General features: G+C 54.3%; 22 protein-coding genes. 4 read left to right on the top strand and 18 right to left on the bottom strand.

Translation table 11 applies throughout. The features are described 5' to 3' along the window. Positions 1 to 75 precede the first annotated feature (75 nt). The 10 genes from JWG43_RS05990 to JWG43_RS05945 all read right to left on the bottom strand — a co-directional run bounded on the left by JWG43_RS05990 (position 76) and on the right by JWG43_RS05945 (position 12,194). On the bottom strand, positions 76 to 633 hold the full coding sequence (locus JWG43_RS05990) for a hypothetical protein (protein WP_205241915.1): 558 nt from the start codon (positions 631 to 633) through the stop codon (positions 76 to 78). Positions 634 to 650: 17 nt separating this feature from the next. Next, positions 651 to 2,063, bottom strand: a complete 1,413-nt coding sequence (locus tag JWG43_RS05985) for a serine/threonine-protein kinase (protein ID WP_205241914.1) — start codon at positions 2,061 to 2,063, stop codon at positions 651 to 653. Then, positions 2,033 to 4,753 (bottom strand): FHA domain-containing protein, encoded by a 2,721-nt coding sequence (locus JWG43_RS05980; RefSeq protein ID WP_205241913.1) that lies wholly within the window; start codon positions 4,751 to 4,753, stop codon positions 2,033 to 2,035. The genes JWG43_RS05985 and JWG43_RS05980 overlap by 31 nt, the downstream gene beginning before the upstream one ends. 38 nt (positions 4,754 to 4,791) lie before the next feature. After that, positions 4,792 to 5,964: a vWA domain-containing protein gene (locus tag JWG43_RS05975; RefSeq protein WP_205241912.1), complete on the bottom strand. Its 1,173-nt coding sequence runs from the start codon at positions 5,962 to 5,964 to the stop codon at positions 4,792 to 4,794. Positions 5,965 to 6,114: 150 nt separating this feature from the next. After that, on the bottom strand, positions 6,115 to 6,435 hold the full coding sequence (locus JWG43_RS05970) for a hypothetical protein (RefSeq protein WP_205241911.1): 321 nt from the start codon (positions 6,433 to 6,435) through the stop codon (positions 6,115 to 6,117). Then, complete coding sequence (locus JWG43_RS05965) at positions 6,413 to 7,879, bottom strand: hypothetical protein (RefSeq protein WP_205241910.1); 1,467 nt, start codon at positions 7,877 to 7,879, stop codon at positions 6,413 to 6,415. Before JWG43_RS05965 ends, JWG43_RS05970 begins: the two co-directional genes overlap by 23 nt. 21 nt (positions 7,880 to 7,900) lie before the next feature. Continuing rightward, positions 7,901 to 8,224, bottom strand: coding sequence for a hypothetical protein (locus tag JWG43_RS05960; protein ID WP_205241909.1), 324 nt, complete (start codon positions 8,222 to 8,224; stop codon positions 7,901 to 7,903). A gap of 15 nt (positions 8,225 to 8,239) precedes the next feature. Continuing rightward, entirely contained in the window at positions 8,240 to 8,833 is a 594-nt protein-coding gene (locus JWG43_RS05955; protein ID WP_205241908.1) for a hypothetical protein, read from the bottom strand. A gap of 304 nt (positions 8,834 to 9,137) precedes the next feature. Then, positions 9,138 to 9,680 (bottom strand): hypothetical protein, encoded by a 543-nt coding sequence (locus tag JWG43_RS05950; RefSeq protein ID WP_205241907.1) that lies wholly within the window; start codon positions 9,678 to 9,680, stop codon positions 9,138 to 9,140. Between the two features lie 531 nt (positions 9,681 to 10,211). Next, a complete protein-coding gene (locus tag JWG43_RS05945) occupies positions 10,212 to 12,194 on the bottom strand; it encodes a sigma 54-interacting transcriptional regulator (protein ID WP_205241906.1) in 1,983 nt (660 codons plus the stop codon). 736 nt (positions 12,195 to 12,930) lie between these two features. On the opposite strand from JWG43_RS05945, the gene JWG43_RS05940 reads away from it, so the two are divergent. Then, positions 12,931 to 14,250 (top strand): SulP family inorganic anion transporter, encoded by a 1,320-nt coding sequence (locus tag JWG43_RS05940; protein WP_205241905.1) that lies wholly within the window; start codon positions 12,931 to 12,933, stop codon positions 14,248 to 14,250. Positions 14,251 to 14,401: 151 nt separating this feature from the next. After that, a complete protein-coding gene (locus JWG43_RS05935) occupies positions 14,402 to 14,842 on the top strand; it encodes a universal stress protein (RefSeq protein WP_205241904.1) in 441 nt (146 codons plus the stop codon). Between the two features lie 495 nt (positions 14,843 to 15,337). Here JWG43_RS05935 and JWG43_RS05930 read toward each other — a convergent pair whose 3' ends face one another. From JWG43_RS05930 to JWG43_RS05895, 8 genes are all read right to left on the bottom strand, one after another. After that, positions 15,338 to 16,360 (bottom strand): hypothetical protein, encoded by a 1,023-nt coding sequence (locus JWG43_RS05930; protein WP_205241903.1) that lies wholly within the window; start codon positions 16,358 to 16,360, stop codon positions 15,338 to 15,340. Positions 16,361 to 16,389: 29 nt separating this feature from the next. Further along, positions 16,390 to 18,090, bottom strand: coding sequence for a secretin GspD/PilQ domain-containing protein (locus JWG43_RS05925; protein ID WP_205241902.1), 1,701 nt, complete (start codon positions 18,088 to 18,090; stop codon positions 16,390 to 16,392). Between the two features lie 32 nt (positions 18,091 to 18,122). Beyond that, positions 18,123 to 19,973 (bottom strand): AMIN domain-containing protein, encoded by a 1,851-nt coding sequence (locus tag JWG43_RS05920; protein WP_205241901.1) that lies wholly within the window; start codon positions 19,971 to 19,973, stop codon positions 18,123 to 18,125. 2 nt (positions 19,974 to 19,975) lie between these two features. Then, the gene (locus JWG43_RS05915; RefSeq protein ID WP_205241900.1) at positions 19,976 to 20,500 is read right to left on the bottom strand and encodes a pilus assembly protein PilP; all 525 of its coding nucleotides are present in this window, start codon (positions 20,498 to 20,500) and stop codon (positions 19,976 to 19,978) included. Positions 20,501 to 20,551: 51 nt separating this feature from the next. After that, entirely contained in the window at positions 20,552 to 21,193 is a 642-nt protein-coding gene (locus JWG43_RS05910) for a type IV pilus inner membrane component PilO (RefSeq protein WP_205241899.1), read from the bottom strand. Between the two features lie 17 nt (positions 21,194 to 21,210). Further along, complete coding sequence (locus tag JWG43_RS05905; protein WP_205241898.1) at positions 21,211 to 21,780, bottom strand: PilN domain-containing protein; 570 nt, start codon at positions 21,778 to 21,780, stop codon at positions 21,211 to 21,213. Between the two features lie 6 nt (positions 21,781 to 21,786). Beyond that, entirely contained in the window at positions 21,787 to 22,833 is a 1,047-nt protein-coding gene (gene pilM, locus JWG43_RS05900; RefSeq protein ID WP_205241897.1) for a type IV pilus assembly protein PilM, read from the bottom strand. Between the two features lie 214 nt (positions 22,834 to 23,047). Further along, on the bottom strand, positions 23,048 to 23,218 hold the full coding sequence (locus JWG43_RS05895; RefSeq protein WP_205241988.1) for a hypothetical protein: 171 nt from the start codon (positions 23,216 to 23,218) through the stop codon (positions 23,048 to 23,050). Here JWG43_RS05895 and lepB point away from each other — a divergent pair. Next, positions 23,190 to 23,804: a signal peptidase I gene (lepB, locus tag JWG43_RS05890; RefSeq protein WP_240193421.1), complete on the top strand. Its 615-nt coding sequence runs from the start codon at positions 23,190 to 23,192 to the stop codon at positions 23,802 to 23,804. The two genes, JWG43_RS05895 and lepB, sit on opposite strands and share 29 nt — an antisense overlap. 279 nt (positions 23,805 to 24,083) lie before the next feature. After that, positions 24,084 to 25,016 (top strand): aspartate carbamoyltransferase catalytic subunit, encoded by a 933-nt coding sequence (locus tag JWG43_RS05885; protein WP_240193420.1) that lies wholly within the window; start codon positions 24,084 to 24,086, stop codon positions 25,014 to 25,016. Positions 25,017 to 25,119: the final 103 nt, after the last annotated feature.

Below are 25,119 nucleotides of genomic sequence, written 5' to 3'. Positions count from 1 at the left end.
ATCGGTCTGTTCTGTTCGCCAACCTGGTCCTTTCCGTTGCTTTGTCAAGGGCTACAAAAGGGGGTGTTCTTGTTTTCAGCGGACCGTAAAAGTCCGTTGAGTGGATCGGGTCTTCCCCTGGGCGCTGATTTCCTGCTTGACCGTATAGGTGCCGGGTTGTGCGGATTTCGGCACCGCAAAGGCCAAGGTGTTTTCCCAGGTCCCGTTTGTTCTGGTTGTTGATTCCTTGTTGATGACCGTGACCTGTTTGCCTGCAAAAAACAGGGTCTGTTGTTTGCTGATGCGTATTCCCGCGGCCGGCGCTCCCATGATAGCGTATTGCACCCTGAGATTGATCCGTTCACCCGGAAGGACACTTGTCGGTGTGAGCGTATCCTGCTGAATGGTGAGGGTGAAGCCGGCTGACGGTTGATGCGCGATTTGTTTCCTGGTCTGCTGTTCTCCAAGAATTCTGCGGGTACTTTTTTTGATCGATTTGTTCAGATCCTGAAAGAAATGGTCGACCTTTTGCCTGGATTCCTGATCAGCGACCAGATAACCGGCGCCGGCACCGGCGGCGACAACAAGAGGAGCGCAGCCGGGGAGCAGGAAAAGGGCGGCAATGCAGAGCGTGGCATATATCAGGTTATGCATGGATTTCAAGACCCTGGTCAGCGAATTTTTCGGGTTTGCTGCTCCAGAACCTGCCATTCCGAGGACGAGGTTTCATTGGCATTGTTCTGGCCGCCTGGGGGTGTCGAGGTATGGCTGCCTCGACGCGCTTCCTCGACGGTTTGCAGGGCTGATCCGCTCTGCTCCCTGCTTCCGGTGCTCCGGATAGCGCCAGGTTCGATATCCACCTCGGCAGGTACGGTCTGCATCGGTCGGGCCGTTTCGGTAAACTGGCTGCTCAGAGGTTGATGGAGCAGGAAACGAAGACCAAAATACAAAAGGACCGCGGTTGTCAGCAGGAGAACAGCAACAGTGATCCGGGTTCTGTTCCAGGTGATGCGGCTCGAGACTTCTTGCGCAGGGATGAGAATGGTCGCGGCCTCCTTTGCGGGAGGGAAGCTGCCGGCGACGAGAGTCGCTTGTTCCTGGCCTGGCGAGTACACAGGTGGGGGAAGAGGAATTGCGGCCGCGGCGGTGAGCGCAGAGGCAAAAGCGTCGGCATGCTGGTACCGGTCCAACGGTTGCTTGGCAAGCGCCTTGTCCAGAATCGTCCGCAGTCCAGCCGGGACTGACGCCGGCACTCTCTCCAGGTCCGGGGCCTGCATGAGGTGCCCGGTGAATACCTCGGCCATTGTGCCGCTGAAGGGAGGCGCTCCAGTCAACAATTCATAGAGTATAATGCCGACCGCGTAGAGATCGGTGGCGGGCCTGATAGTACCGAAGGCCCGGGAATCGATGCGCTCAGGCGCCATGTAGGCCGGGGTGCCCGGGCCTTGCCCGCCGATTTGGGTCAGGCTGGTCTGGCCATGCCAGCCGGTCTCGACCCGGGCGATCCCAAAATCAGTCAGTTTCACCAGCCATAGATTGTCCCCCTGACCCCTGATGAGTATGTTTGCCGTTTTAATATCGCGATGGACAATATCATGGCTGTGAATGCAGGCCAGGGCTTGGAGGATCTGGTGAACGATAGCTAGCGTTTGCTCCAGGGGAAGAGGCGGGTCCCCGCATCGGGCGGCAAGCCGCTGCGCCAGCGTTTCACCGGCAAAATATTCCATAATCAGATACAGTCGCCCGTCATCGGAAAGAGAGTCGTACAGGGTGACAATATGGGGGTGAGTACCGATGGCGGCGTGCATGCGGCATTCACTTCTGATCCGCTCCCGAACTTCTGTGTTCATGCTCAGCTCTGGACGGATGGTTTTCACAGCTACCTGCCGAAGCAGGAATTGATCTTCAGCCAGGTAGACATGTCCCATGCCGCCCTCCCCCAGCGGGCGCTTGAGCAGGTATCGGCCGGCAATCAGCTGCCCGGCAGCACTGGGAGTCGAACTCGTGGGTGAATGTTGAGGATGATTGCCGGCAGCAAGTGTTTCCGGGACATTCAGCGGGGATCGCGGCGTTTCAGAAGCCATGCACTGAAAAAAAGCCAAAGAAGGGATTGGGTCGTTAGGACAATCAATCCACTATAATAGACCGATCTGCCGAAGTCAAAACCTATCACTTCCCGGATGGTGGTCTCAATCCAGCGTGTTTCTCCATTGAGCAGGGGTGTGTACAGTGCGGTACAGATCATCTCAAGCCCCCAGCGCGCAGGCAGCAGGTCGGCGGTGATCCGCAGCAGATGGTGCATATGGGCATAAAAATCCGGCCCGATGCCACCGGAGCAGACCAGCTGTGGCAGGACTACGGCTATGGCCAGGAGTACGGAAAAGCGACCTGGGGAGGAATCGAGGCTGCTGAGGAACAGGCCGATGGTCACCGAACACCAGGCGATGGCGGTCATGGTCAACCAGACGGAAAAGAAAGCCGTCTGACGCAGGGAAGGATGCAGCCAGCAGAGAGCGAGGAACACGAAACATTGCCCGGCTGTAATCGTCAGGCAGAAGGGGAGCTTTGCACCAAGATAGGCCGTTATGGGCAGATTGGCCATTCGCTCGCGGCGGTAAATGGCTTGTTCCGCGGAAATTTCGGTGCAGGAGATCAGGGTGCCGCAAAACACTGCGGTCATCACCATCATCAGGGCAACACTCAGGGGGATGGGCAGATTGCCGACGCCCTGGTACCGCAGGGCATACAACAGTTCGGCGGCGGAGCGGGGATCCTGGTGGCCGGCAGGGGAAAGCAGGGCCTTGAGCTGCAGTGCCATGACCGGCCCTCCCTGGGCGACCGTTGCTTCCAGGGCTGTTTTCTCCACCCTGATCACCTCTTCGCCAAGGGGGACATGCATCTGTTGGCACAAAGTCACCAGCGCAAGGATCAGAGGAATGAACAGCAACAGCAGTTGTCGTCTTCCGGCAAGACAGCGGATGTGCACATGCCGGGAGGCGAGAATGAGCCAGGAGCGGATCCAGGAGGGTGTCTTTGCTGTCAGCAATGGAGAGCCACTGCCGTGGCTGGTGCGACTGGAGATCGTCAATGGGGGAAGAACGGGCCGGGTATCGATGCGCCCGTCCTTTTTTCTGGTGAGTCGGGCACGGGCGGTAGGAGAGAGGTGCTGCTCGATATGACGAGAATACAGGGGAGATTTTCGGTATCGATGGGCATACCTGCTGGCGATTTCCTCTTCGTCGGCAAGGACTGCATGCCTGGCAACCGCTGCGCGGGGGTGATTCTCCCCGGTGAGCAGATCGAATATCCGGGTCGCCCTGGTCAGGGGCCGGCCCTTTTCACTGAAAAATTCCAGCGCCTCGCCAGGGTGACCATAGAAGACCAGCCTGCCCTGGGCAAGAATGGCTACCTTGTCGAGCAGGGCCAGGTTGTAGAGGACATGGGTGGTGATGACCACCGTGGTGCCGCTGCGGGCCATGGTCCGAAAATGGTGCATCAGCCGTTCTTCGCTGCTGGGATCAAGCCCTGCGCTCGGTTCATCGAGGAAAAGAATGCTTGGCCGGACGATCAGTTCCGCGCCAATGGAAACCCGCTTGCGCTGGCCGCCGCTCAGTTGATGGATGGGACGGTGACGAACCCGGTTGAGGCCCAGGTTTTCGATGGTGGCGGAAACGATGCTGTCGCGCTGCAGAGGGGTCATGTCCGGGGGCAGGCGCAGGCGGGCGATATAATCCAGACTGTCCTCCACCCGCAGTTCGCTGTGGAGAATATCATCCTGAGGAACATAGCCGATGGAATGCCGGAACATGTCTCCGGTGGCGGCCAATGGAGTTTCGTTGACCAGGACGTCGCCCCGATCGGGAAGGATCAAGCCGGAAAGCAGGGATAACAGAGTGGTTTTTCCGGCGCCGCTGGGGCCGAGAATACCGATGAATTCTCCCGGTTCCAGGGAAAGGGTCAGGTCGTCAACAAGTATTTTTCCAGGACGGCGCCGCTCCTTGCTGGTGAGACCCAGGCCGACGCACTCGAGCTTGATACTTTGACCGTACTGCCGTTGCACCGCGGTCAGAGCCCCGTCTGCCTCGAGGTGAAAACGAAAATGGGTGGTGCCGATAACGACGGTGTCATCGGAGCAGAGCAGGCTTTTTTGACGTGCCACACCGTTGACCCAGAGTCCGTTGCGGCTGGAGTTGTCAAGGATATGCAGGTGGGTTCCCTGTCTGGTGAGGATGGCGTGTCGGGCGCTGACGGTGGGTTCGCCTGGCAGGGGCAGATCACAGTCCGAGGCACGGCCGATAAGCCATTGGGCGCGGGGGGGCAGGGTGAGATGGCGAGGAGCTCGGATGCTCTGCTTCTGGAAGCGCAGGTGAGGATCGTTGCTGCGGCCGAGACCGATCAGATCCCCATCGTTGAGGGCGGTCCTGGCCTGGATTGGGATGCCGTTGATGAACAGACCATTGGTTGAACCCTGATCCTTGAGGTGAAAAATGCCCATCGCATCGGCCCGGATATGGGCATGCAGTCGAGAAACACCAGGTCCGGCAACAACGATATCACATTGATCGGCATCACGACCAATGTTCACCCCAATGGTGCCGAGCCGGAACTCCCGGTATGAGACGCCGGTGTCCAGAGCCACCAGATAGGCCGCGTGGGCCTGATCGATCCGCGGGCAATCGTGCAGAAGCTGTAGCGGCTCCCGCGGTGTTGCCCGCGGCAACATGTGCAGATGTGGTTCGGACTTTTTCTGCTGAAGAGGGTCTTTCCGGGTCATGAGGACATCAACCGGCTGTATCCGGACGGGGGTGGGAATTATCGACCGGCGGCAACCGGCTGGACCACAGGTTGCGGCGTAAAGGGGTTTTTCAGGTACAACTCTTCATTGTTGAGCGCCGGCATGATGGCGTCGAGTTTCTGCTGGGCTTCTAAAATCTGGGGAAAGGTGGGCGGTTCAAGAGCCTCGAAGGTGGAGCTGTCATAGTACATGATACCGCTGTCGGTGGGGTATTCCACCCCGATTTTGACGTTGTGCCGGCCACCGTCAACAGGAATATAGGCACGGAAGGTGAGGACATAGTCACTCTGCATGATGTTCTGTATATTCTCGATACTGCGGGTTATGGTGTCGTGGGTAGCGCTGATGGGATAATGTTTGCCGAAAGAATTGGTGGACAGGGCCTGGAGGTTGCGCTGCCCGGTACTGTTCCCAGCGGTGAAGCCAAGGGAATAGATCGGGATCGGAAGAGGCAGGTTGGCAATCCTGGTCATCAGGTCAGAGCGGTTGATGGCACTGTCGTCATCCTTGCCGGTGGCGAGAATGACGATGGAGGTGGACACAGGATAATCAATCGTGCTGCTGGCCGAACCACCGCCAACACCTCCTGCAAGCTGCATGGCTCCAGCCACGCCGTCATACAGACGGATTTTATCCGCCCTTGGCTGCAGGTCGGCAAGACGACGACCCAATGCGGCAGGTTCCCGTTCAAAGTTGGAAAGGATCGTGTAGCCTTCACTGCTGCTGTCAAGGGCCACGATCGCGATTTGATCCTGGGGCCTTTTGGCATCGATGAAGCGGGCAGCCGCCCGGACCAGGTTCTCAAACTCGACCCCTTGCAGCTTCTTGTCCGTATCGAGGACCAGGATGGAACGGATGGCCTCTTCACGGTTGCGAATCGGCTGGATGAAGTATTGTTTTTTGCGCGGATCATATGCTCGTCCCTGGACCATGACACCGATGTTGAGCACATTGAGATTCACCAGAGGATTCATATCCTGGTCAAAGGTGCGCATATAGACGTGGACAAAAGGGTACAGTCCTGATTCAACCCGAAAAATCTTCAGACCATAGCCCCCCTGGAGGGTGGAGGCCGTGGTGCTGGCCGGAGCAATGAGCAATGTCAGACCAAGGGCCAACACCGAGAAAAGCAGCAGCCTGGCCCGCCTGGTTAGCAGTGGCGCAGTCTTGTTGAACGACAGGTATTGCATGTCAATCTCCTTGGATAGAGGTATTTTTGGTTCATTATGATATATGGCCCTACGCTCGGCTCTGCGGGAACAGGTGCTCTTCCAGCGGAAAGAGGAGTGCGGGTTACAATGATGCAAGGGAGTGCTCTTGTCTTTTGCCGCTGCTGCCCTTCAGGGGATGTGTGCATAGGGTTTTCCCAGATGATTGACGGTACGGCCATCAGGCCCTTTACCATAAACAATCTTGGTGATTCCGGTTGCGGTATCCAGGATAAAAACTCCGCATCCTCCTCTGTCCACCGAGCAGGCAGCTATCTGATAGCGGCCGGCAAGGGACAGCGGTGTTGTCCCTTTGGTTTCCGGAGGCAGCACAGCCACCGGCAGGGTTGACGAGGGGTGGGAGACTGCAGCCATCAACAGGCAGCTCAACAGGGCAACCAGCGCCCCCGCTAAAAAACCGCTGCGAAATCTATTCGACCACTGCTCTTTCATTGATCAAAGCCTCCACGGAATACGTGTTGCCTGGTAGATAGGGCCTGCGCATGATTCGGGCAATATTTTCCTGGTCTTTTTCCTTTTGCTCGGCTGCCGGGGCTGCTTCATCTCCAACGTTCTCATCGGGCTGCGCCTGGGCAACAGCGGTGGCTGCGGCCGAGGGAGAGGGCGCCGGCACCATTTTTGCCGGGGTTGCCGCTTCTGTTTTCGGTGCGGTCTTGCGACCGCCGGCGGGATCCGGGTTGACCCGTACCGGTACACGGGCCGGTGTACGGGCGATCCGTTCCCCTGCTTCAAAGGCTTCCAGGTTTCTGGCGAGCAGTTGCCGACGTTCGGCCACCTGATCCATATCGTCGGCCAGGGAGCTCCACAACTCGATATAGAGGGCCGCATCCGGTGGAGCGCCTGCTGCCTGGGCGTCTGGTTTGAACCGGGCCAGGGCCTCGCGTGTTCGTGTATCAAGGCGGCCGTCAACGGACACATTGTATCCTTTCAGATACAGACAGGTTTGGATCTCGGCAATCTTGTCCCGGTCACTGAGTTGCCGGTAGGTTCCCGCGATTCGTTCAAGAACCACCGGATCAGGCGGCATTTCCGGTATCAGCTTCCAGTAGGGCAGGTACAGATATTTGCCGACAATCTGAAGCACACTGGTTTGCACGAGCAGGCGAATGGCGGCATGACGGCCCTGTACCTTGGTCACCGTACCCTTGAAGCCGAAACTGGGTCCGAAAATGGTGAACCCAAGCTCTTTGGCAGCCAGCCCCTTATACACATCGATGGAGTTGACTGTCTGCATGCGGGCAACTCCGGACATGGTTCTGAAGTCAACCAGATTAAAATCCAGGGTAATACGCGCCAGGCTTTCCTTGGTCCCCTGACCATAATCAACGGAAATGAAATCATTTGGCACCCAGGATTCATTGACATTGAAAGGTCGGGTGGTCACGCCGAAATCAGTATTGGCGCCACGGGTCTGCAGGCCGCGGTCAAATTCGGTAATCCCGCCGGATAGAACGATGTCAGGAATATATTTATCCCGGAAATCGGAATAGCCGGTGACCATCTGATTGTTGATGAATACAGGGACATAGGGGATGTAGACCACGTTGCCGCCGATGGAATTGAGGGCGCTCTTGGTCATTTCCGTGATATCCCGGGGTATTTCTCCAAACCCATACTGGGAAAGGCCGGTGTGGTCGGCAATGTCCTGCCCCTGGATGATGACGCGTTTACCGTAGATCTGGCTCATTTTCCCCAGGTCGGCCAATGGCTGGTCAAAGCTGGTGACTTTGATCTCGGGCAGGCTTGGCTGCAGATCGATATCAACCCTTCGGGGATCGACCTGCGCGCAGGAGGTCAGCAATAAAGCCATGAGCGGCACCGGAACGACCTTGCGCCACTTTTTCCAGCCCGGTGTTCTTTGTTTCGAATACAACATACCTTTGCCTCGATGCACGAGTTATTCAGCGATAATGGTCTTGTCGCCCCTGGACTGATCAATGATGACGATGTCGCCATGCAACTGAGACCCCGGTTCAAGGATGACACTGTTGAGAACCCCCTCCCTGGTGCGGACTATGCCGCCGGTACCGGTTGCCGCTCGGGAGCGGGCACGTTGGGCCAGGTAGGAAAAATTGAGATCGGGACGGTTGCCGATGGTGCTGTACTGTTCGATGCTGTCATCGATTTCAATGCCGTCATCGAGATCATTGGCCAGACAGGCGGCCGCCAGGCCCCCTGAGAGGATGCAGACCGTCCACAAGACTATTGCGCGCAATGGCATGACCTGTCCTCCCTGCTATTCAATAATGACCGAATCAACAGCGATATCGGTGTTTTTTCCTGATATGGCCACCGAGATGTTGCCTGTGTCCATCCTGGTGGTGATGGTGCCGCGATGATTGCTGTTCACCTGAACGGAACCGATGTTGAGCCGATTGCTGTCGCCGCGAACCACGCCACGGACACTGCCTCCCTCCAGGGAGTTATCAACGGCACCGGTGGCGGCCTGACGCACCATGACCGAGCCGATATTGGCCACATTGTTGCTGCCGTGCACGGTATTGTTGAGATCCTTGACAGAGACACGATTATGGATTTTTCCGGCCGTAGCGTCCTCCAGGAGCACGGAAGCACTGTTGACCGTGTTGGTATGACCTGTTGCCGAGGCGGAAACAGTGCCGCTCGCACTGACCAGGTTGCTGATTTCCCTGGCGTTGCTCTGCCGGATGTGGATGGAGGAGGCATTGGCAACAGTATTGTTCCCTTGCACCACCGCATGGTGTACCCCTTTTTCCACCTGGTTTTCCGCGCGGATATTGAGTAGATCGGCGCCGGCAAGGACGGGAGCCAGGAGTATCGCTCCGAGCAGGGTTATTGGGATGGTTTTCATCTGGTCCTCCGAAATTCTTCTGAAATGTAGGAGGTTTCCCATGCCCCAGCCATTGTCGGGCCGGCATGGGAACCCCTGGGTTTAATCCTGAATCCGTGACGGCTGGACGCTTGTTTTGGATATATCTTGTTGTAATCTTATTACAATTTTAGCAGAATCCTTAAAGAGAACCTTCACCAGCCGCCCTTCGGGGCGTCCGTGCGCACGCCATCTTCATTGCCCGTAACCGTCCGATAAAGTTTACTTTAATCGAACGGTCACAGACAATAAAGCTGACGCACGGACGAACGCTCACGGATCCAGGTTAATGAATGGAGATGGCAGCGGCGTTGGCCTGGTTATTACTGCCGTTCTGGACCAGGGCAGAGATATCGCCGGTTCTTTGCACGTTGTTGATGATGTGACCATCAATGACCGCGCCAGAAACAGAAATTGAGGCGGCATTGGCCAGATTCTGATCACCGTTTCTTACCATGCTGGTGATGTTGCCTTTGGTGTCCACCCTGTTGTTCAGGGATCCGGTCACCGATGCATTGCCGTTGACAGCGATGGAAGCGGCATTGGCCTGGTTGTCATTACCACCTTTGATCATACTGCTGATGTTCCCGGCTCTTCTGATCTCATTGTGTACGTCGGCCTTGACCAGAGTGCCTTGAGCCTTGTTTTCAGTACCTTGTTCACCCTTGGAGGGATGAGTGTGGGTACTCTGGCTGGTAAGAATGTAGGTGTTATGATGATTGGACCCTTTACTTTTGTTAAAAAATGATCCCGAAAGCGTGGAATCGGCCTGGGCAGCTGTGGCCATGGCAAAGACCAGGGCTGCGGCGAGTATCATTTTTTTTCGCATGCATCTACCTCCTGTGAAATGAAAAAAGACGAGTTGAACTGATTGCCTGCCCGTAAATAGCAAACAAAGTGCCAACCAGATTTTTCAATTGTTGCGGTAAAAAAATACTGATATTTTCAATAGATAGTGACTAGGTCGTGTTGGTGTCACATCAGAGAAGGGAAGGCAGGCTGCTGGGAAGCGGCGGAACAGGATCGGCTGTGTTTGAAAATCGAACACAGATTGGGCGGTTATTATGGTAATATTTTGATATGTATGATTTTTTTTGATTCTTTCCCTTGTCTCGATTCCGGTCAGTTTTCTGCGATGGTTGGCTGATTATCGGACAAAGGGTATGGAAACTTTGGATCTGATCAGCATCCTTGCTTGCTGACCGTTCGATGAAAGAAGGCTTTATCGGATGGGTACGGGCAATGAAGATGGCGTGTGGACGGACGTCATGAAGGACGGCGAATGCAGACCTGGTATGCCTATTTTTCTACAAGTACACCTTGATTACAGTATAATACATTCAAAACACCAGCCCAGCTGTCACGGATCCAGGAGAATGTTATATTTTTTTATCTTCTGATACAAGGTGGAGCGGGCAATGCCGACCAGGGCGGCGGCGTCGGAAATATTGCCCGCGGTCTGACGAAGGGCGAAACGGATATGTTTTTCTTCGACATCATCAAGGGTGGGAAACATATCGAGCCGTGGCGAAGCCGAGGTGGCAAACTCATCGGAAAGCGTGCGGATATCTTTTTCTGTAATCGCTTTACCCTGGGTGTGCACGGCAAGACGAAGGAGAACATTGCGCAGCTGTCTGATGTTCCCTGGCCAATGGTACTGATGGAGGAGCTGCATGGCGCCGTCGGTGCACGGTGATTCCTGCCAGTTGTACTCATGGGAGAATTTTTTCAGGAAATATCGTGTCAGGGGCTCGATGTCTTCCCGGCGATCACGAAGAGGCGGGACGATCAAGGTGAAACAGGAGAGGCGTTGATACAGATCGTCGCGGAATTCGCTGGCATCGATCATAGCCGCCACGTTTCGGTTGGTGGCGGTTATGACCCGGACATCGAGTTTTTTAACGGTATTATCACCCAGCCTGGTGCTTTCCCCGTTTTCCAGAAACCTGAGCAGCTTGGGTTGCAGGGTGAGGGTCATATCCGCGACCTCATCCAGAAAAAGGGTGCCGCCATGGGCCAGCTCCAGCTTGCCCGGTTTGTCAATGGCTTCATGAAAGGCTCCCTTGCGGGAACCGAAGAGTTCGCTCTCGAAAAGACCTTCAGGAATGGCAGCGCAATTGAGGGGTACGTACGCCCCTTTGCGTTTGGAAAAAGAATGGAGTGCGGCGGCAACGTGTTCCTTGCCGCTGCCCGGTTCTCCGGAAATAAAGACGGGAACATTGATGGGGGCAATGGTGCGGATGTCTTCATAAAGGCGAAGCATTTTCTCGCTGCGGATGATGGTTTCATCCTTTGTTGCCAGGCGCGCGGTCAGCGATTGACGATCACTGGATATTCTGGTTCGGGTGACAAGGGTATCGAGAAGGGCAGCACCTTGCAGGCTGATGAGTTCAAGCATGCTGAGATGGATCTGAGAGAAAATTTCGGGCTGGTGGTGGTCGAGGTACAGGCACCCGTTCGTGCCTCCATGCTGCAGCAGGGGCGAACAGATCACCGACGTCGAACGGCGGGTGGCCCGGCTGCTCCGCTTGTGCTGATCTTCCTGGTCGCCCATGGCGCTACACCCTTCAATCATCACCCGGCGGACGATATCCTGCCGGATTGCCTGGTGTTCTTTTTCAGGGTCAAAATGGGCGGTGGTGGCATAGAGGAGTTGCTGCTTTTCGTCGAGCAGGGCCAGAAATCCTCCCTGGGCAGGAATGAGTTCGAGGCTCCCGGTGAGCAGTTGTTCACACAGGGCCTGTTCATTGTCCGCCTGTCGCAGTTGGTGAAAAAAAGTGCACAGCCGCAACAGGTTGGTCTCGAACTCCGAGGGGGAGGTGTCCTCAGGCTGAACAGCACGGGGTGGTGGTATCTCGTGCGGGAAAAACAGGGTCGCGGATTCGACCACAGCAGGCTCGGATTGGGTACAATGGTGGGGGGTGGCCAGGACAGGCAGCGGAGCCTGCTGATCCTGATGGACAAGAAAAGTGAAAGAAAAATTGACGATGCGGAAGGTCTGGCCGTGGCTGAGCGGCACCGCATCAATTTTCTTCTTTTCCATCCAGACGGCATTGGTGCTGCCCAGGTCCTGGAGCATGTATTCCCCATCCGCACTGCGGCGGATGGCGGCGTGTTGACGCGAGACCTGGGGTGAATCGAGCAGAACGTCACAGCCTGGCTCCCTGCCGATGGTCAGGGAGTGTGCAAATTCTATCAGTCGATAATTCTGGGCATCCTGGCATATGATCAATTGCGGCATGACAGTGGCAGGGGGGGGGAGAGGAAATATTGTGCCTGGATCCGTGAGCGAACGTCCCGAAGGGCGGCTGGTGAAGGGTATTCTCAAGGATTCCGCTGCCATGATAATCTGAGTACAGCAAGATATACCCAAAATAAAAGTTCAGCCGTCACGGATCCAAGGTTGTGGACAGATATTTTTCTCAGCAAAGCATATTCGACCAATCCTGGAAAGCAAAAAAAAGAGTGCGGACCGGGAAGCAACAGGCAGGGAAGAGACCTGATGGCCCCCGGATGCTATCGTCAGCATCATTGCTGTCGTGGGAAAGTGTATTCCTTTGGCCACGGGATGCCGGTGACGTTCACCTGACAGGAAATAATCGGCCCAAACCTATTGAGCCAGCAATCCGGCGGAGGTTGCATCCCGAGATGAAACGGGTCAACCGGTTCGGGATATTTTCAGGTTAGAAAAATCTTGACTCGCAGCGCATTCCGGTTTTTGCTGTCTTACACTGTGATTTGGCAGCACAGTGCAGTGGCAACGGAAAAGGAGGATACTTCTGCAACTTGGATTGCAGCCGCTGAGTGCGGCCGGCAACGAACAGTTGTCCATCGAGAAACGAGATATTTTGTTCTGAATCAAGGCGCGTTGGCGAATGGTACCGCCGGGAGGGAATGAGTCTTCCGAAGAGTGCATCTGGCTGCGAAGCCAAGATTCAGATGAAGAGAGCCGTTTCTGGAAGGGTACGAACAAGGAATTGAGTACAACCACTATTTGCCTGTGCCGCCTTTCCTTGCTCGAACAGGGTTCACAAAGGTCTCCCCATCACTTGAAACCTCTATCACAGGAAAATGGATCTATGGCGGTGAGTAAAAACGAGCCTACAGGAAAAATGCCTGTTGACAAACCTGCATCTGCCGCGTTTCAGCTCAAGTATGTGGGCCGCGATGCAGCGGCAGGTATGATCACGGGAACAATGGCTATTCCTCTTTCCGTGGGGATTGCCATGATGTCAGCCTATCCGATCAAGGTCGGACTGGCAACGGTAGTTTTTGCCAGCCTCATCGGCTGGACTTTTTCCTGGTTCAGACCGGGGAACTACATCGGTTCTCCGGGAATCGCGGCCGGTCTGGCCCCTGTCCTCGCTCTGGGGGTCAGTGCTTTTGGGGTGCAGAATATGGCCTTCTGCATTTTCCTGACCGCTGTCATGCAGGCTGTGATCTGGAAATATAATTGGCAGAGGTATCTTCTTGTCGCGGTACCCGTCTTCCTGATTGAAGGGCTTCTGGCCGGGGTCGGGTTGAAAATCTTCATGAAGTTCCTCACCTTTACCTACGAACTTCCCGCCGACCTTGACACGACCGGTGCTTTCTGGAGCCTGGCCCGGGTCCAGATGATCACGATATCCCTGGTGGCCTTTGTCGGTTTTATTTATCTATTCAACAAGTTCAAAGACAAACAACCTGCCTTGCCTTATTTTGTCCTCATTGTAGCCGGCGTTGTTTTTGCTCTCTTTGTTCCTGTGCCCATGCTCCATGTCGAAGATGTCGCCCTCAGACTGGCTTTGCCCCTGCCGCAGATTGATGGGATCATGATCCTGATCTATATGGTGCTCTTTTGCGCCATGCTTGCCGTCATTGATGTGATCGAGCAGGTGATGAGCAACGCCGCGATTGAAAAAATTGATCCTTTGGGGAGAAAATGTAACAGCAACAACAGTCTTTTGGCCATCTGGGTGGCAAATCTTGGGTCGAGTTTCTTTGGCGGCATGACCAATCTCGACGGGCTGGCCAAAAGCACCACCAATAAACTTGCTGGAGCCTACACCAAATTTTCCTTGCTTTTCATTGCCCTTGTTGTCGGTTTTTTTACCATCAATGTTCAGTATCTGACCTATCTGCCCAAATTTGCCCTGGCGGCGGTGATGATGTTTTCCGGGTATAAAATGATTGTCGGGTTGATCCATGTCACCCAGTATGGCCGCTATGCCCTGATTCTCGCCACTGTATGCGGTGCGCTGGTCTATCAGGTCGGTATTTTTGAAGGTCTGTTGATTGCCATGGCCATACACGGCATCATCCATTTTATGGTTTATACCCAGAATGAGAAGATACCGGGCAGAGATGTTGTTAAAAGGTATTTTGAAAATCTCAAGAAACAAAGTCGCGATGTAAGTTGATGCTGTTCCTCTGCACAATCCATCCTGGATCCGTTGAGCGAAGGCCCCGAAGGACGGCTGGTGATGGATGCCACTGCACGTATAATCTGATGACAACAAGATATGCCCAAAACAAGAGTCCAGCCGTCACGGATTCGGGAGGAGGTGAACCATGTCCATGTACAACAGAGTGATGGTCGCGTATATCGATAACCTGGTCAGCCGAAAAGCGCTCAGAGAAGCCGTCAATATTGTCAAATTGCATCGCGGCACGCTTTGCGTTGTGCATGTGACCAGTAGTGAAGACACAGCCAAGCAGGAAGAAGGCTATCGGGTGCTGGAGACCGGTCTGGCCTTCGTTCGCTCTGTTGACAGCGCCCTGCAGGTGGAGACGCAACTGCTGACCGCGGACCCGATCTATGGATTGACGGGTGTGGGGGATGCCATTGTCAAGGCCTCGGAAGATTGGGGTGCCAGTCTTCTCGTTCTGGGAACAGCCAGTCGCAAAGGCTTGAAACTTTTTGTGGTTGGTTCGGTGGCGGAAACAATTGTAAAAAAAGTGGATGCCTCCATTCTTCTGGTCAGCTCCGGTTTTCAGGTCCCTGTTTTGTAGGCTTGACACAGAAACCTGGATCCGTGTGCGTTCATCCGTGCGTCAGCTTTGTTGTTCGTGACCGTTCGAATAAAGCAAACTTTATCGGACGGTTACGGGCAATGAAGATAGCGTGCGGACGCCCTGGTGGCGCCCTGGTGGCGCCCTTGATGGCGCCCTGATGACGCCCTGATAGGTGCCTGGGGAAGGGGAGTATCAAGAATTCCGCTACAAGTATAAGCCGAGTACAGCAAGATATCAAAACAAGCCCCAGCCGTCACGGATCGAGGAGAAGGCTGCACCCATGTCATATCCTGGGAATCAGGAGCATGAACCGCATGCCGGGTGCGGCGCATGACTGCCTGGCCCGGGAACAGGAACCGTTTCTCAAGGCTTCCCGTACAAAGCCCATGTTCCATGGCCCCTGGGGGTTGACGTGATCGGAGATAAAAAACCCCGTCCAATCAATTTCTGATTGGACGGGGTGGATGGCGGGGAACTGCCGCGCGTTTGCTTTTACAAGGTGCGGGTGAAATCGTCGATGAGGGTGGCGATGGCTTTTTCCGTGGCATTCTCGAACAGCGCATCATACTGATAGTCAGCCAACACCGATTCCGGCGAAACCTTGACATCCACCCGGTTGGTCCAGACAACCGCGCCGGTGTAGGCATCCTGAACCCAGATTCTCAGCTGAACAACAGCCTGCGGGATACTGCCGGTGTTATAGGCCATGTTACCCAGTCCCGCTCCAATAGCCCCCCAGACAATGGTGTTGCCCATGGTTCCCCCGGAAACACCAAAGATGGTTTGATCGGCTCTTCCTGAATAAGGCCACTTGGGGTCCCAGTCGCCATACAGGGCCCCATAGGTCCCGCCGGCCAGCATGTGGCCCCATTCATCGTATTTGTCGCTTCTCGCCTGACCAAAGGCCACCCGGTTGGAGACGCCGGTGACAAAACCGATTACCCCTTTTTTCCAGGGTGCCCAGGAGGGATCCTGCCGATCCTTGTACTGAATGATACGGCCGCGGACGATGTAGTCGGCGGAAAAGTGCCGGCCGATCTTGACGATTTCCTGCTGGGTCAGGCCGTGGGTGCCAGGGCTGTCAGCAACAGCGGTATTGGGGGTTGCCCGGTGCACCTGGTTGATGTAGCGCTGCAGATGGCCTTTCATCGCCGGCGACCAGTCGTTTTGCAGTTCACGTTCCAGGGTTGAGGCTCTTTTCCTTTGGTAGGAAACGACATTGATGATGTTCTGGTCAACGAGATAAAGGAAAACATCCTCGCCAACCGGCATGTGGAAGCTGTTTCTCGTCAACTGGTCGGTGAGGTTCTCGCTGACGAAGAGATTACGCCGATAGGCGGTCTCCAGGTTATCGGCGTAGGAATAATCAGCAAAAGGGAGCACGACCACGGTTCTGTTGGCCCCGACGGGATTTTTGGCCTCGGACTGGACCTTGAGCGATTCGTTGACGGTTACTCCGCATCCACTGAGACAGAGGATGGCTACACCTATAAGCAGATGGCGACTGAACTTCATACCATTTCTCCTGTTTGTGCTCTTGGCCATCAGTTGGCCCTTGCGTTAAGGATCGTCGGGGTCAGCAGAATGACTAATTCTCGTCTTTCCATACGTTTTTCTTCGACGCCAAAAAGATATTTCACCACCGGAATTCGGCCGACAAGGGGAGCGAATTTGCCTGATGATGATTCCACACTGTCGATCAGGCCGCCAATGATGAGCATTTCCCCATCTTCAACATCCACCATGGTCGACATCTGACGTACGCGGATCTCCGGCAGACCAACCACGAGGCCATCGTCGCCAAAGCTCCGGTATTGGATGGTGTCACCAACCAGATTCGTGGTGATCGGGGTCAGGTGGAGGGTGACTCTGCGGTTGTCGATGATCGAGGCCATAACGCCTAAGGCTATTCCATCAACGACATTATCGGTTTCAGCGGTAAAGGTGATTCGGTTATTATCGTCTACTTCCCTGGTGACAGTTCTTATGTATGCCACATTCTTGCCCACGGAGATCATGGCCGGCTGACCGTTGAGTACGGTGAGTTTGGGGTTGGCCAATACATGGGCATCGCCCTGTTCATTCAATGCATTGAGCAGGACGTTGAAGTTTGCGGGGTTCAGAGTGATTTTACTGACAAAGCGGGTAATGGAGGGGTCATCCCCCACGGCCGGGATCCATGGATAGACCTGTCCATCACCGCCGGTGCCGGCGGTGCCGAAAAAGGTTGTGCCACTGATGTTGAAATCCTTGAGAACATTGCTCCAGTCTAGGCCTATTTTGGAGTTGTCCTGCAGGTAGACCTCGATAATTTTTGCTTCGATGGCAACCTGTCGGTACAGTTCTTCTTTCAGGTTTTCGATATATTGGTCGACTTTTTCTAAAAGAGGTCTAGGGGCCGTCACAGAGATCATGCCCACACTCTGATCAATGGTGTAATACGCCTGGGCCGAACGTTGGATCATGTCGGTTGCCTGGATGGTGCCCTGGAAGGTCCTGGAGACATCGGCCACCTCGTCGTCAATAGCATCGGGGTCAATGGCAATGGTTTCTCTTTCTCTTCTGATGCTCCATACTTCCAATATGGTGTCCAGGTTCAGCTTGACATTGTCCCAGACATCGAACAGGTTCTGGTCGCTGGTTATCTTGACGGTTCCTTCCGAGCCGCTGGCGGCATCGCTGGCGGCGAGGAAATTACCACCCACCGTGGTGGTGTAGCCGCCTTTCATGGCAGGAATCCCCAGCCGATAAATTTTGGTGTCTTTGTAGCGGACAATTATGGTGTTACCCACCATTTCATGGAAATAATCGGCTTGCCTGAGGAGATTATCCACCGCTTCAAAAAAATTGTCATTAGCGGATATATCCACATCTACCAGAGTGTTCTGGTTGACATCACTGGCCCAGCTGACGGTCATGCCTTTAAGATTAGCCAGCCGTTTGAGGACATCCCAAAGTGGCTGAGGGCCGCCTGTGGAGCGGATGGTGGCGCCAACCCTGATCTGATGTTCGGTTGTGATTTCAGCGAGATCCGCATCCTGGCCGTCAAATGCGGTGACAAAGCCCGGCATTTGATAACGTACCGGCAGCTGCAGAGGTTGGGCCGGTTGCTCTGTGCGGACCTCTTCCACCGGTGGGGAGGCATTGAGCCGCGGGGGCTCGGGTTGCTTTTTCGTCCCACAGGAGGAGAGAGCGAAGCAAAGCAGAATCAGGCAGGGTGCAAGGTACTGGTGGTGTTTTCTCATTGAATCAATCCTCTGATACAGTCTGCAGCCGGTTAATACATCGGTTGAGAAATGGTAACCCGCGCATTGATATATTGTGCTAAATCCGGTGAGATACGGAATCCGGACAACAGGATGGCCTGATAGGTTGCAGTGGCTTTCTCCTGGTTCCCCATTTTGTCATACACCCGTGCCGTGGCGATCATGGAGTTAAGGTCGTCACCGTAGAGGGATCTGTGCATGTCGAGAACTCGCAGCGCATCGGCGTATCGCTGCTGATGTTCGCTGAAAGCGGCAAAACTGAGCAAAGCTTCTTTAGAGGGTTTATCGATGTTGAGGCTCTGTTCAAAGTATTGTCGGGCCAGTTGATTGTCCTGCATATTGGCCGCCGCGATGGCGGCATTGAGCGCGGCCATGCTGTTGGTCGCATCCAGATCGAGGGCCACTCGGGCAAAATACAAGGCTCTGGCGTTCTGGCGAAGCTGGACCAGGTACAGCGAAGCGATTTTGTTGGCAATCTGGCTGTTGTCGCTCCACTTGGCCAGGGCCTCTTCATAGAGTTGCACCGCGGTTTCAATGTCACCCCGTTGTTCAAAATCCCGGGCGCGGGCCATGATCTGTTTGGCTTCCATGACCCCGGGGGGTTGATCTTCAATTTGTCGAATCAGCAGGGCTTCCTGCTCGACAACTTCCAGGTCGGTCTGGAAACTGAGCCTTGCTTCAGCCTGCTGGGGCCAGACGAATTCTCGTCCTTTTGGATAGATAACCAGGGTATTGAACCGTTCTTCTTTTTCGAGACCCTTGAGGTTGAGGATGATGTCCAGGGCAAAATCCCAGGGAACTTCGTCCAGCACCAGGGTCAGCGATCCCCGGACCGATTCGTCGACAACGATATTGACTCCGCTGACGTGGCGGAGAAAATTGAACACATTGTGCAGGTCCATCTTCTGGAATTCGACCGAGATCCTTTCCCGGGTGTAGCCGGAGAAAAGAAAAGCATCTTCCATCTGCTGCTGCTGGGCCTGGGGAGACAGTCTGGTGGCAAGGGGGTCAATGGAGGGGAGATGCTCTTCGACATCCAGATTTTGATTGATCAGGCGGCTGACCTGATCCTGCCGAGCCGTTTCGTTGATGCGCACTTCAAGCCCGGTCTCCGCCGTATGAATGGTATACGGGAACAGGGTATCGAGACCGGAATCCAGGACCGCGCGTACCCCAGAGCCCCGTGGAGCCAACCTGATTCTCGCCAGTGCCGTGCCGACTGCCTGTTCCCTTGGCAGTGATGCGTCCATTGTGATTGCATTCAAGTCGATATAGAGCCGGGGCGGTGCTGATCCCTCGCCTTCGAGAACTCCATGGGAGTAGTCAGTGATGGGGTCGCTGGTCAGGAAACGGACCACGGTGGTGCCCGGTTGGGGGACAACCTGAAGTGCTGTCAGCTGGGAGACCGGGTTTTCCCCCGCTGTGGGGACCCCCGGACTGCCAGGGACGGCAAAAGAGAGGAGAATTTCGTTGTCCGCCAGCATTGATGTGAAGGGCGTGGACTCCGTCAGGGAAAAAGTCAGCCGGGTGATGGGGGGCTGGGCATCTGCCACCTCGGCCACGGACAGGGTGAAGGCCTCATGGGCGGGTAATTCCGCGGTCAGGTTGGCGGCAGGTCGGGCTTCGGCAATATCGATGATAATTCTTGGTGGGCTGGGCAGTTCGTATGCGGTAAAGAGAAGCGGTCGGGAGCCTTTGATCCGTATCTCCGTCTGGGATTCGATCATGCGCCAGGTGATGGATTCGATTTCCGTTGCCGCATCCTGGGCGACGGAGGGGGAGGAAACGCACAGGGTCAGCAGCAAAACACAGAGGGTTGTGCCAAGCCCTTGAGTATAAAATCCTGGAGAAAAACGAGCCATATCTATCTATCTCCCTCTTTTGTCAGTCGCATTATTATCGTATCCTGAACTTCTTCGCCTGCTCGAGTATACGCTGTTTCCGTAATGATGACCTGTTGAGGCTCTATCCTGGTGACCACCCCCCTCCTGCCGATGAGCATGCCTTCTTGCAAGAGGTATCCCTGGTGAGTTTGATCCTCGACCATGGCAATCCTCTTACTACCACTGCCGAGAATACCGACCAGAGTCAACTGACCTGGCTCGAAAAGCTGCATGCCGGTCAATTCAGCCTCAACTTCGACAATTTCGTCCGGATCCAGGCGCTGGGGGATGGGTGGCCGCGGGGTAATAAAGGGCTTGAAGGGGTCCGGCCGGCCCTCGGTCTGGTACACAAAGGGGGCTTCCAACGAGGGGGCGCCACTTGCATCGGTGCTGGTTTCGTCAATGTCCCGGGCAAAGGTGCAGGTGGTTACCGCCAGCCAGAAAACCGGGATGGCGAGACCGACAAGTGCACGAGCTGAAAATGTACAGGGTAAATAAATCCGCATAGGTGCGATCCATGGAAACAAAGGTGATGAATATGCGTAACCGATGTCTGTTTACCGGCGTCTTGGCCGGGACTGCTCCTCCGCCGGTTGCAGCGCGATGTTGGTGAAACGGTAGGTCAAAAGGCGACAGGAAGAGTTGAGCAGTATTTCCGTCCCTTCTTCCCCTGCCTTGTCCATGCTGATATTGTTGACCGTGACAATCCGGTCCAGCTTGCTGACCGCGTCGAGAAAGGCACCCAGGTTGTGGTAGGGCCCTCTGATTCTGATATCGACAGGTATCTCAGCGAAGAAATCCCGGGGGATTTCCGCTCCGGGTACGAACGATAAAAAATCCAGTCCGGCCCTTCTGCCCAGATCGGATATATTGCGCAGGAGATCGGGAATTTCCTGGCTGGTGGGCAGCAGCACGGACAATTCCTCGAATTGTTGCTGGACAGCGGCGAATTCCTGCTGGTGCCTGGGCAGCTCTCTTGCCGCCCGTTGCACCGTCCGTAATTCTTCCGTGGAGACTCTGATCTGGTTGGTTAACGAGGCCATTCTGGTCGATTGCGGCTGAAACAGGAAAAAATAAAACAAGGCCGCGGGAATGAGCAGGGCGGCGAGGCAGATCAACACCTTGACTTTCCTTTCCAGAGGCAGATATTTCTTTTCAATGAAAAGATCGAATTTTAACTGTTGTTTACCGGCAATCATCAGTTGCGACCTGTGTTTTAATCCTGGGTGAGAGTCTGGGGGTCCGGGATGGATACACTGCAGGAGATTGAAAATTGGATCAAGTCCCGTTCGGCGAATCTTTGCAGCGAGGAGTTTGCCAGCACAACATTACCTATCAAGGGAGAACTGGTCAGATCATCCATGAATGCGGCGACAGTCTGGTTGTCCAGAGCCATCCCTGTCAGGCGCAGGGAGGATCCGGTTTGGGAAAGGCCGGTCAACCACATGCGCTGCGGCGGCGTCATCCTGGCAACCTCATCCATGACCCGGACGGTCAGGGATGAGGATTGGTTGAGTTGTTCTATGACACCGATCCGGGTTTCGATTATCTGTTTGTCGGCTTCCAGCTTTTTGATTTCATTTAATATGTGCGTATACTGCTCCTTCTCGCGCTGCAGTTTCCGGTTCTCATCCTGCATGGCATTGATGGTGTTGATGCGGAAAAGCGCCAGCAGGGTCAGGAGAACGATAAGGGCGAGAAAAGCAGTCAGGGCAAGATAAATCTCTTTTTTGGCCCTGATGCGACGTTTGATGTCCCGAACGGGAAGGAGGTTTATTTTGATCATGATGTTTTAAAAAGCTGCTGGTCGGATAGCAAGACCGGTGGCAATAGCCATCTCTGGCGCTATTGATTCGAGATACTCGCGGTCAAATTTCTTTTCATCGCAGATCATATTTTGGAAGGGATTGAAGGCAATGACCGGCAAACCTGTTTCCTTATGGATATATTCCTGCAGGCCGGTCACCTTCGAGCCACCGCCGCTCAGGACCAGGGAGATCAAGGGCTTGTCCGGATTGTTGGCGAGATAGAGGTCGATGGCTTTTTTGATTTCCAAAACCCATTGGGTACAGGTGCGGGTGAAAATCTCCTCGATTTTCTCGCGCTGTTCTTCGGCCGCAACCAATCCCAGTTTGATTTGTTCGGCTTGCTCGTATTCGATCTCCAGGGCATTGGCCAGTTGCTCGGTGAGCTGTTCACTGCCGACGATAATATCACGCGCCAGCACCGAGACACCGTCAGATATGATGTTGATGTTCATCTTGGAGGCGCCGATATCGACCAGGGCCACGTTACCGGGTGCATCCGTCGTTGTTTCCCAGATATTTTCCAGGGCGAATCCGTCCACATCAACAAGCACGGTTTTGAGTTTGAGCTTATGGAGCATATCGAGGTAATCATTGATCACCTCTTTTTTGGCGGCCACCAGCATGACTTCAATCTGGTCTGATCCTTCTTTTCTGGGCGGGAGTTTCTGGAAATCGAGATACACATCGTCAATGTCAAAGGGGATGTATTGTTCCGCTTCGGCCTTGATATATTCGGCCAGGGAATCGTCATCCATGGTTTCAAGATTGATTTTCTTGACGATTACCGAATATCCGGATATGGAGATACCAATTTTTGTATTCTTGATTTTCAGGTTTTTCAGCAGGGCGGCTATGGCCTTCCTCACCTCATCGGGTTCCTCGAGCACCCCGTCTTCCACGCTCCCCGGGGGGATGGCCATGCTGCCGAGCGCCAGGAGTTTGTAGCCCTTCCCGGTTTTCTGCAACTGGCAGATTTTAACGGCATGTGAACCGATATCGATACCTGTGATCAGGTTCTCCTTTTTGCCCATGTTCTTCTCGTCTTGTTCAGAGTGGATGAAACCAAGTAACGGCGGAGATTCTAAGTGTTTTTTATCTGATTGTATTAAGCACATAAAAAAGGTACTTTGTCAAGAAGCGAGTGCAATTTTTTTGATTTTCTTCCGGCGGGAAATTCGGCGACAAAGCTGATTTCGGAAAGGTAGTTTGAATTTTTTTGCTTTTAATTGTATGAAATTAATAAAATTAACTTTCAAGGCGATCGTTATTTTCTTGCGATGAAGCTTTTTTTTCGTTTACATGGTTTTGTTTAATTTTTTTTACTTTTTTCTTCTTCCCCAAGGTTTTCCCAGTGGCAACATCCAGCACAGCTAAGAAAAAATCCGGTTTGCGTGAGAACGTGGAGGCGATTCTCATTGCTGTTCTCCTGGCTCTTTTTATCCGCACCTTTGTGGTGCAGGCTTTCAAGATCCCGTCCGGATCCATGCTGCCGACCCTGCAGATCGGCGATCATCTTCTGGTCAGTAAATTCATCTATGGCATCAGGATGCCCTTCACCGGCACGGTTTTGCTGCCGATCACCCAGCCGGGGATTGAAGATATCATTGTCTTCAAATTTCCCCAGGACCCCTCGCTGGACTATATTAAAAGGGTACACGGTGTTCCTGGTGATCGTATCGAGATCAAGGATAAAAATCTTTATATCAACGGGACACTTTTTCCCGACACCCACGGTGTTTTTCTCGACCCCATGATCTTGCCGGCCTCGGTTGCGCCTCGAGATAATTTCGGGCCGGTGACCGTTCCTCCCGAGCAGCTTTTCGTCATGGGGGACAATCGCGATAATTCCTTTGACGGCCGATTCTGGGGGTTTGTCGATATGTCGGCGGTTCGAGGGAAAGCATGGAGAATTTACTGGTCCTGGGATGTGCAACTGCCTTTGTTTTCCATCGATCGTCTTCGCTCCATCAGGTGGAACCGGTTGGGGGACAGCGTCCATTGATCCATCGACAAGCAGGCTGTCGTGCAGCGGGTTGAAAGGTTTGCCGGTCTGCTTGTTCTGCTCAAGGTGGGCGGCCGGTGAAGGCGAATTGTCAAGAAATCGCCTACTTATTAGCTGATTACAGCATAATAAATCAAAAACAAGAGTCCAGCCGTCATGGATTCAGGAATAAATCGTTGCCCGCCACCTTTTGTGGTGGCAATGGGCTGTTTCGGGTATCAGGGAAGGGAATCCTTTGCCTGCAACTGCTGAACGTGTACGATTTCCGGAGGATACAGTATGGCTCCCGGTATGGATTTCACCCACCGGCATATTCTCGATATGCATCAGTTCGCTCGTGAAGATATCGATCATATCCTCAACACCGCCGATTCCTTCAAAGAAATTTCCTCCCGGCCCATCAAGAAGGTCCCCACGCTTCGCGGGCATACCATCATCAATCTTTTTTTTGAACCCTCCACCCGTACCCGCCTGTCTTTTGAAGTGGCGGCCAAAAGGATGAGTGCTGATACCTTTAACATCTCCGCATCCACCAGCAGTGCAACCAAGGGGGAGACGCTGATAGATACGGCCAGAAACATTTCCGCCATGCATCCGGATATCATCGTCCTTCGTCATTCCAGTTCCGGTGCACCGCATCTGCTCAGTCGCCACGTCAATGCAGCCGTGATTAACGCCGGAGATGGCGCCCATGAACACCCCTCCCAGGGTTTGCTTGACCTGATGACCGTCAAGGAGCACAGGGGCAGCCTTGCGGGGCTGAAAATTGCCATTATTGGCGATATTACCCACAGCAGGGTGGCCCGTTCCAATATTGAAGGCTTTACCACAATGGGGTCCGAGGTCTTTGTCTACGGCCCCTCGACTTTGATCCCCCATGGGATCGACAACCTGGGAGCCACGGTTTGCACCTCGCTGGAGCAGGCGGTCCGCGATGCGGATGTGGTCATGACCCTCCGCATCCAGAGGGAACGGCAAAACGATCCCCTCCTGCCGTCGCTGCGCGAATATGCCCGCTATTTCGGTATTACCAGCGAGGTTCTTTCTCTTGCCCGGCCCGATGCGCTGATCATGCATCCGGGGCCGGTCAACCGGGGAGTGGAATTGACCCCCGACGTTGCCGATGGTGCCCGCTCCGTCATTCTCGACCAGGTGACCAATGGAGTGGCGGTTCGCATGGCCCTGCTTTATCTGGTCATGGGGAATGCATAATCCGTAAATCCGTGACGACAGGACGCTTGTTGCGGATATATCTTGCTGTCATCAAATTATAATTGCAGTGGAACCTTTGATAATAACCTTCACCAGCAACCCT

Source organism: Desulfobulbus alkaliphilus (assembly GCF_016918545.1).
In the GTDB taxonomy this organism is placed as follows: domain Bacteria; phylum Desulfobacterota; class Desulfobulbia; order Desulfobulbales; family Desulfobulbaceae; genus Desulfobulbus; species Desulfobulbus alkaliphilus.
Note: the sequence above shows the minus strand (reverse complement) of the source record. Positions and strands in the feature narration are given on the sequence as shown.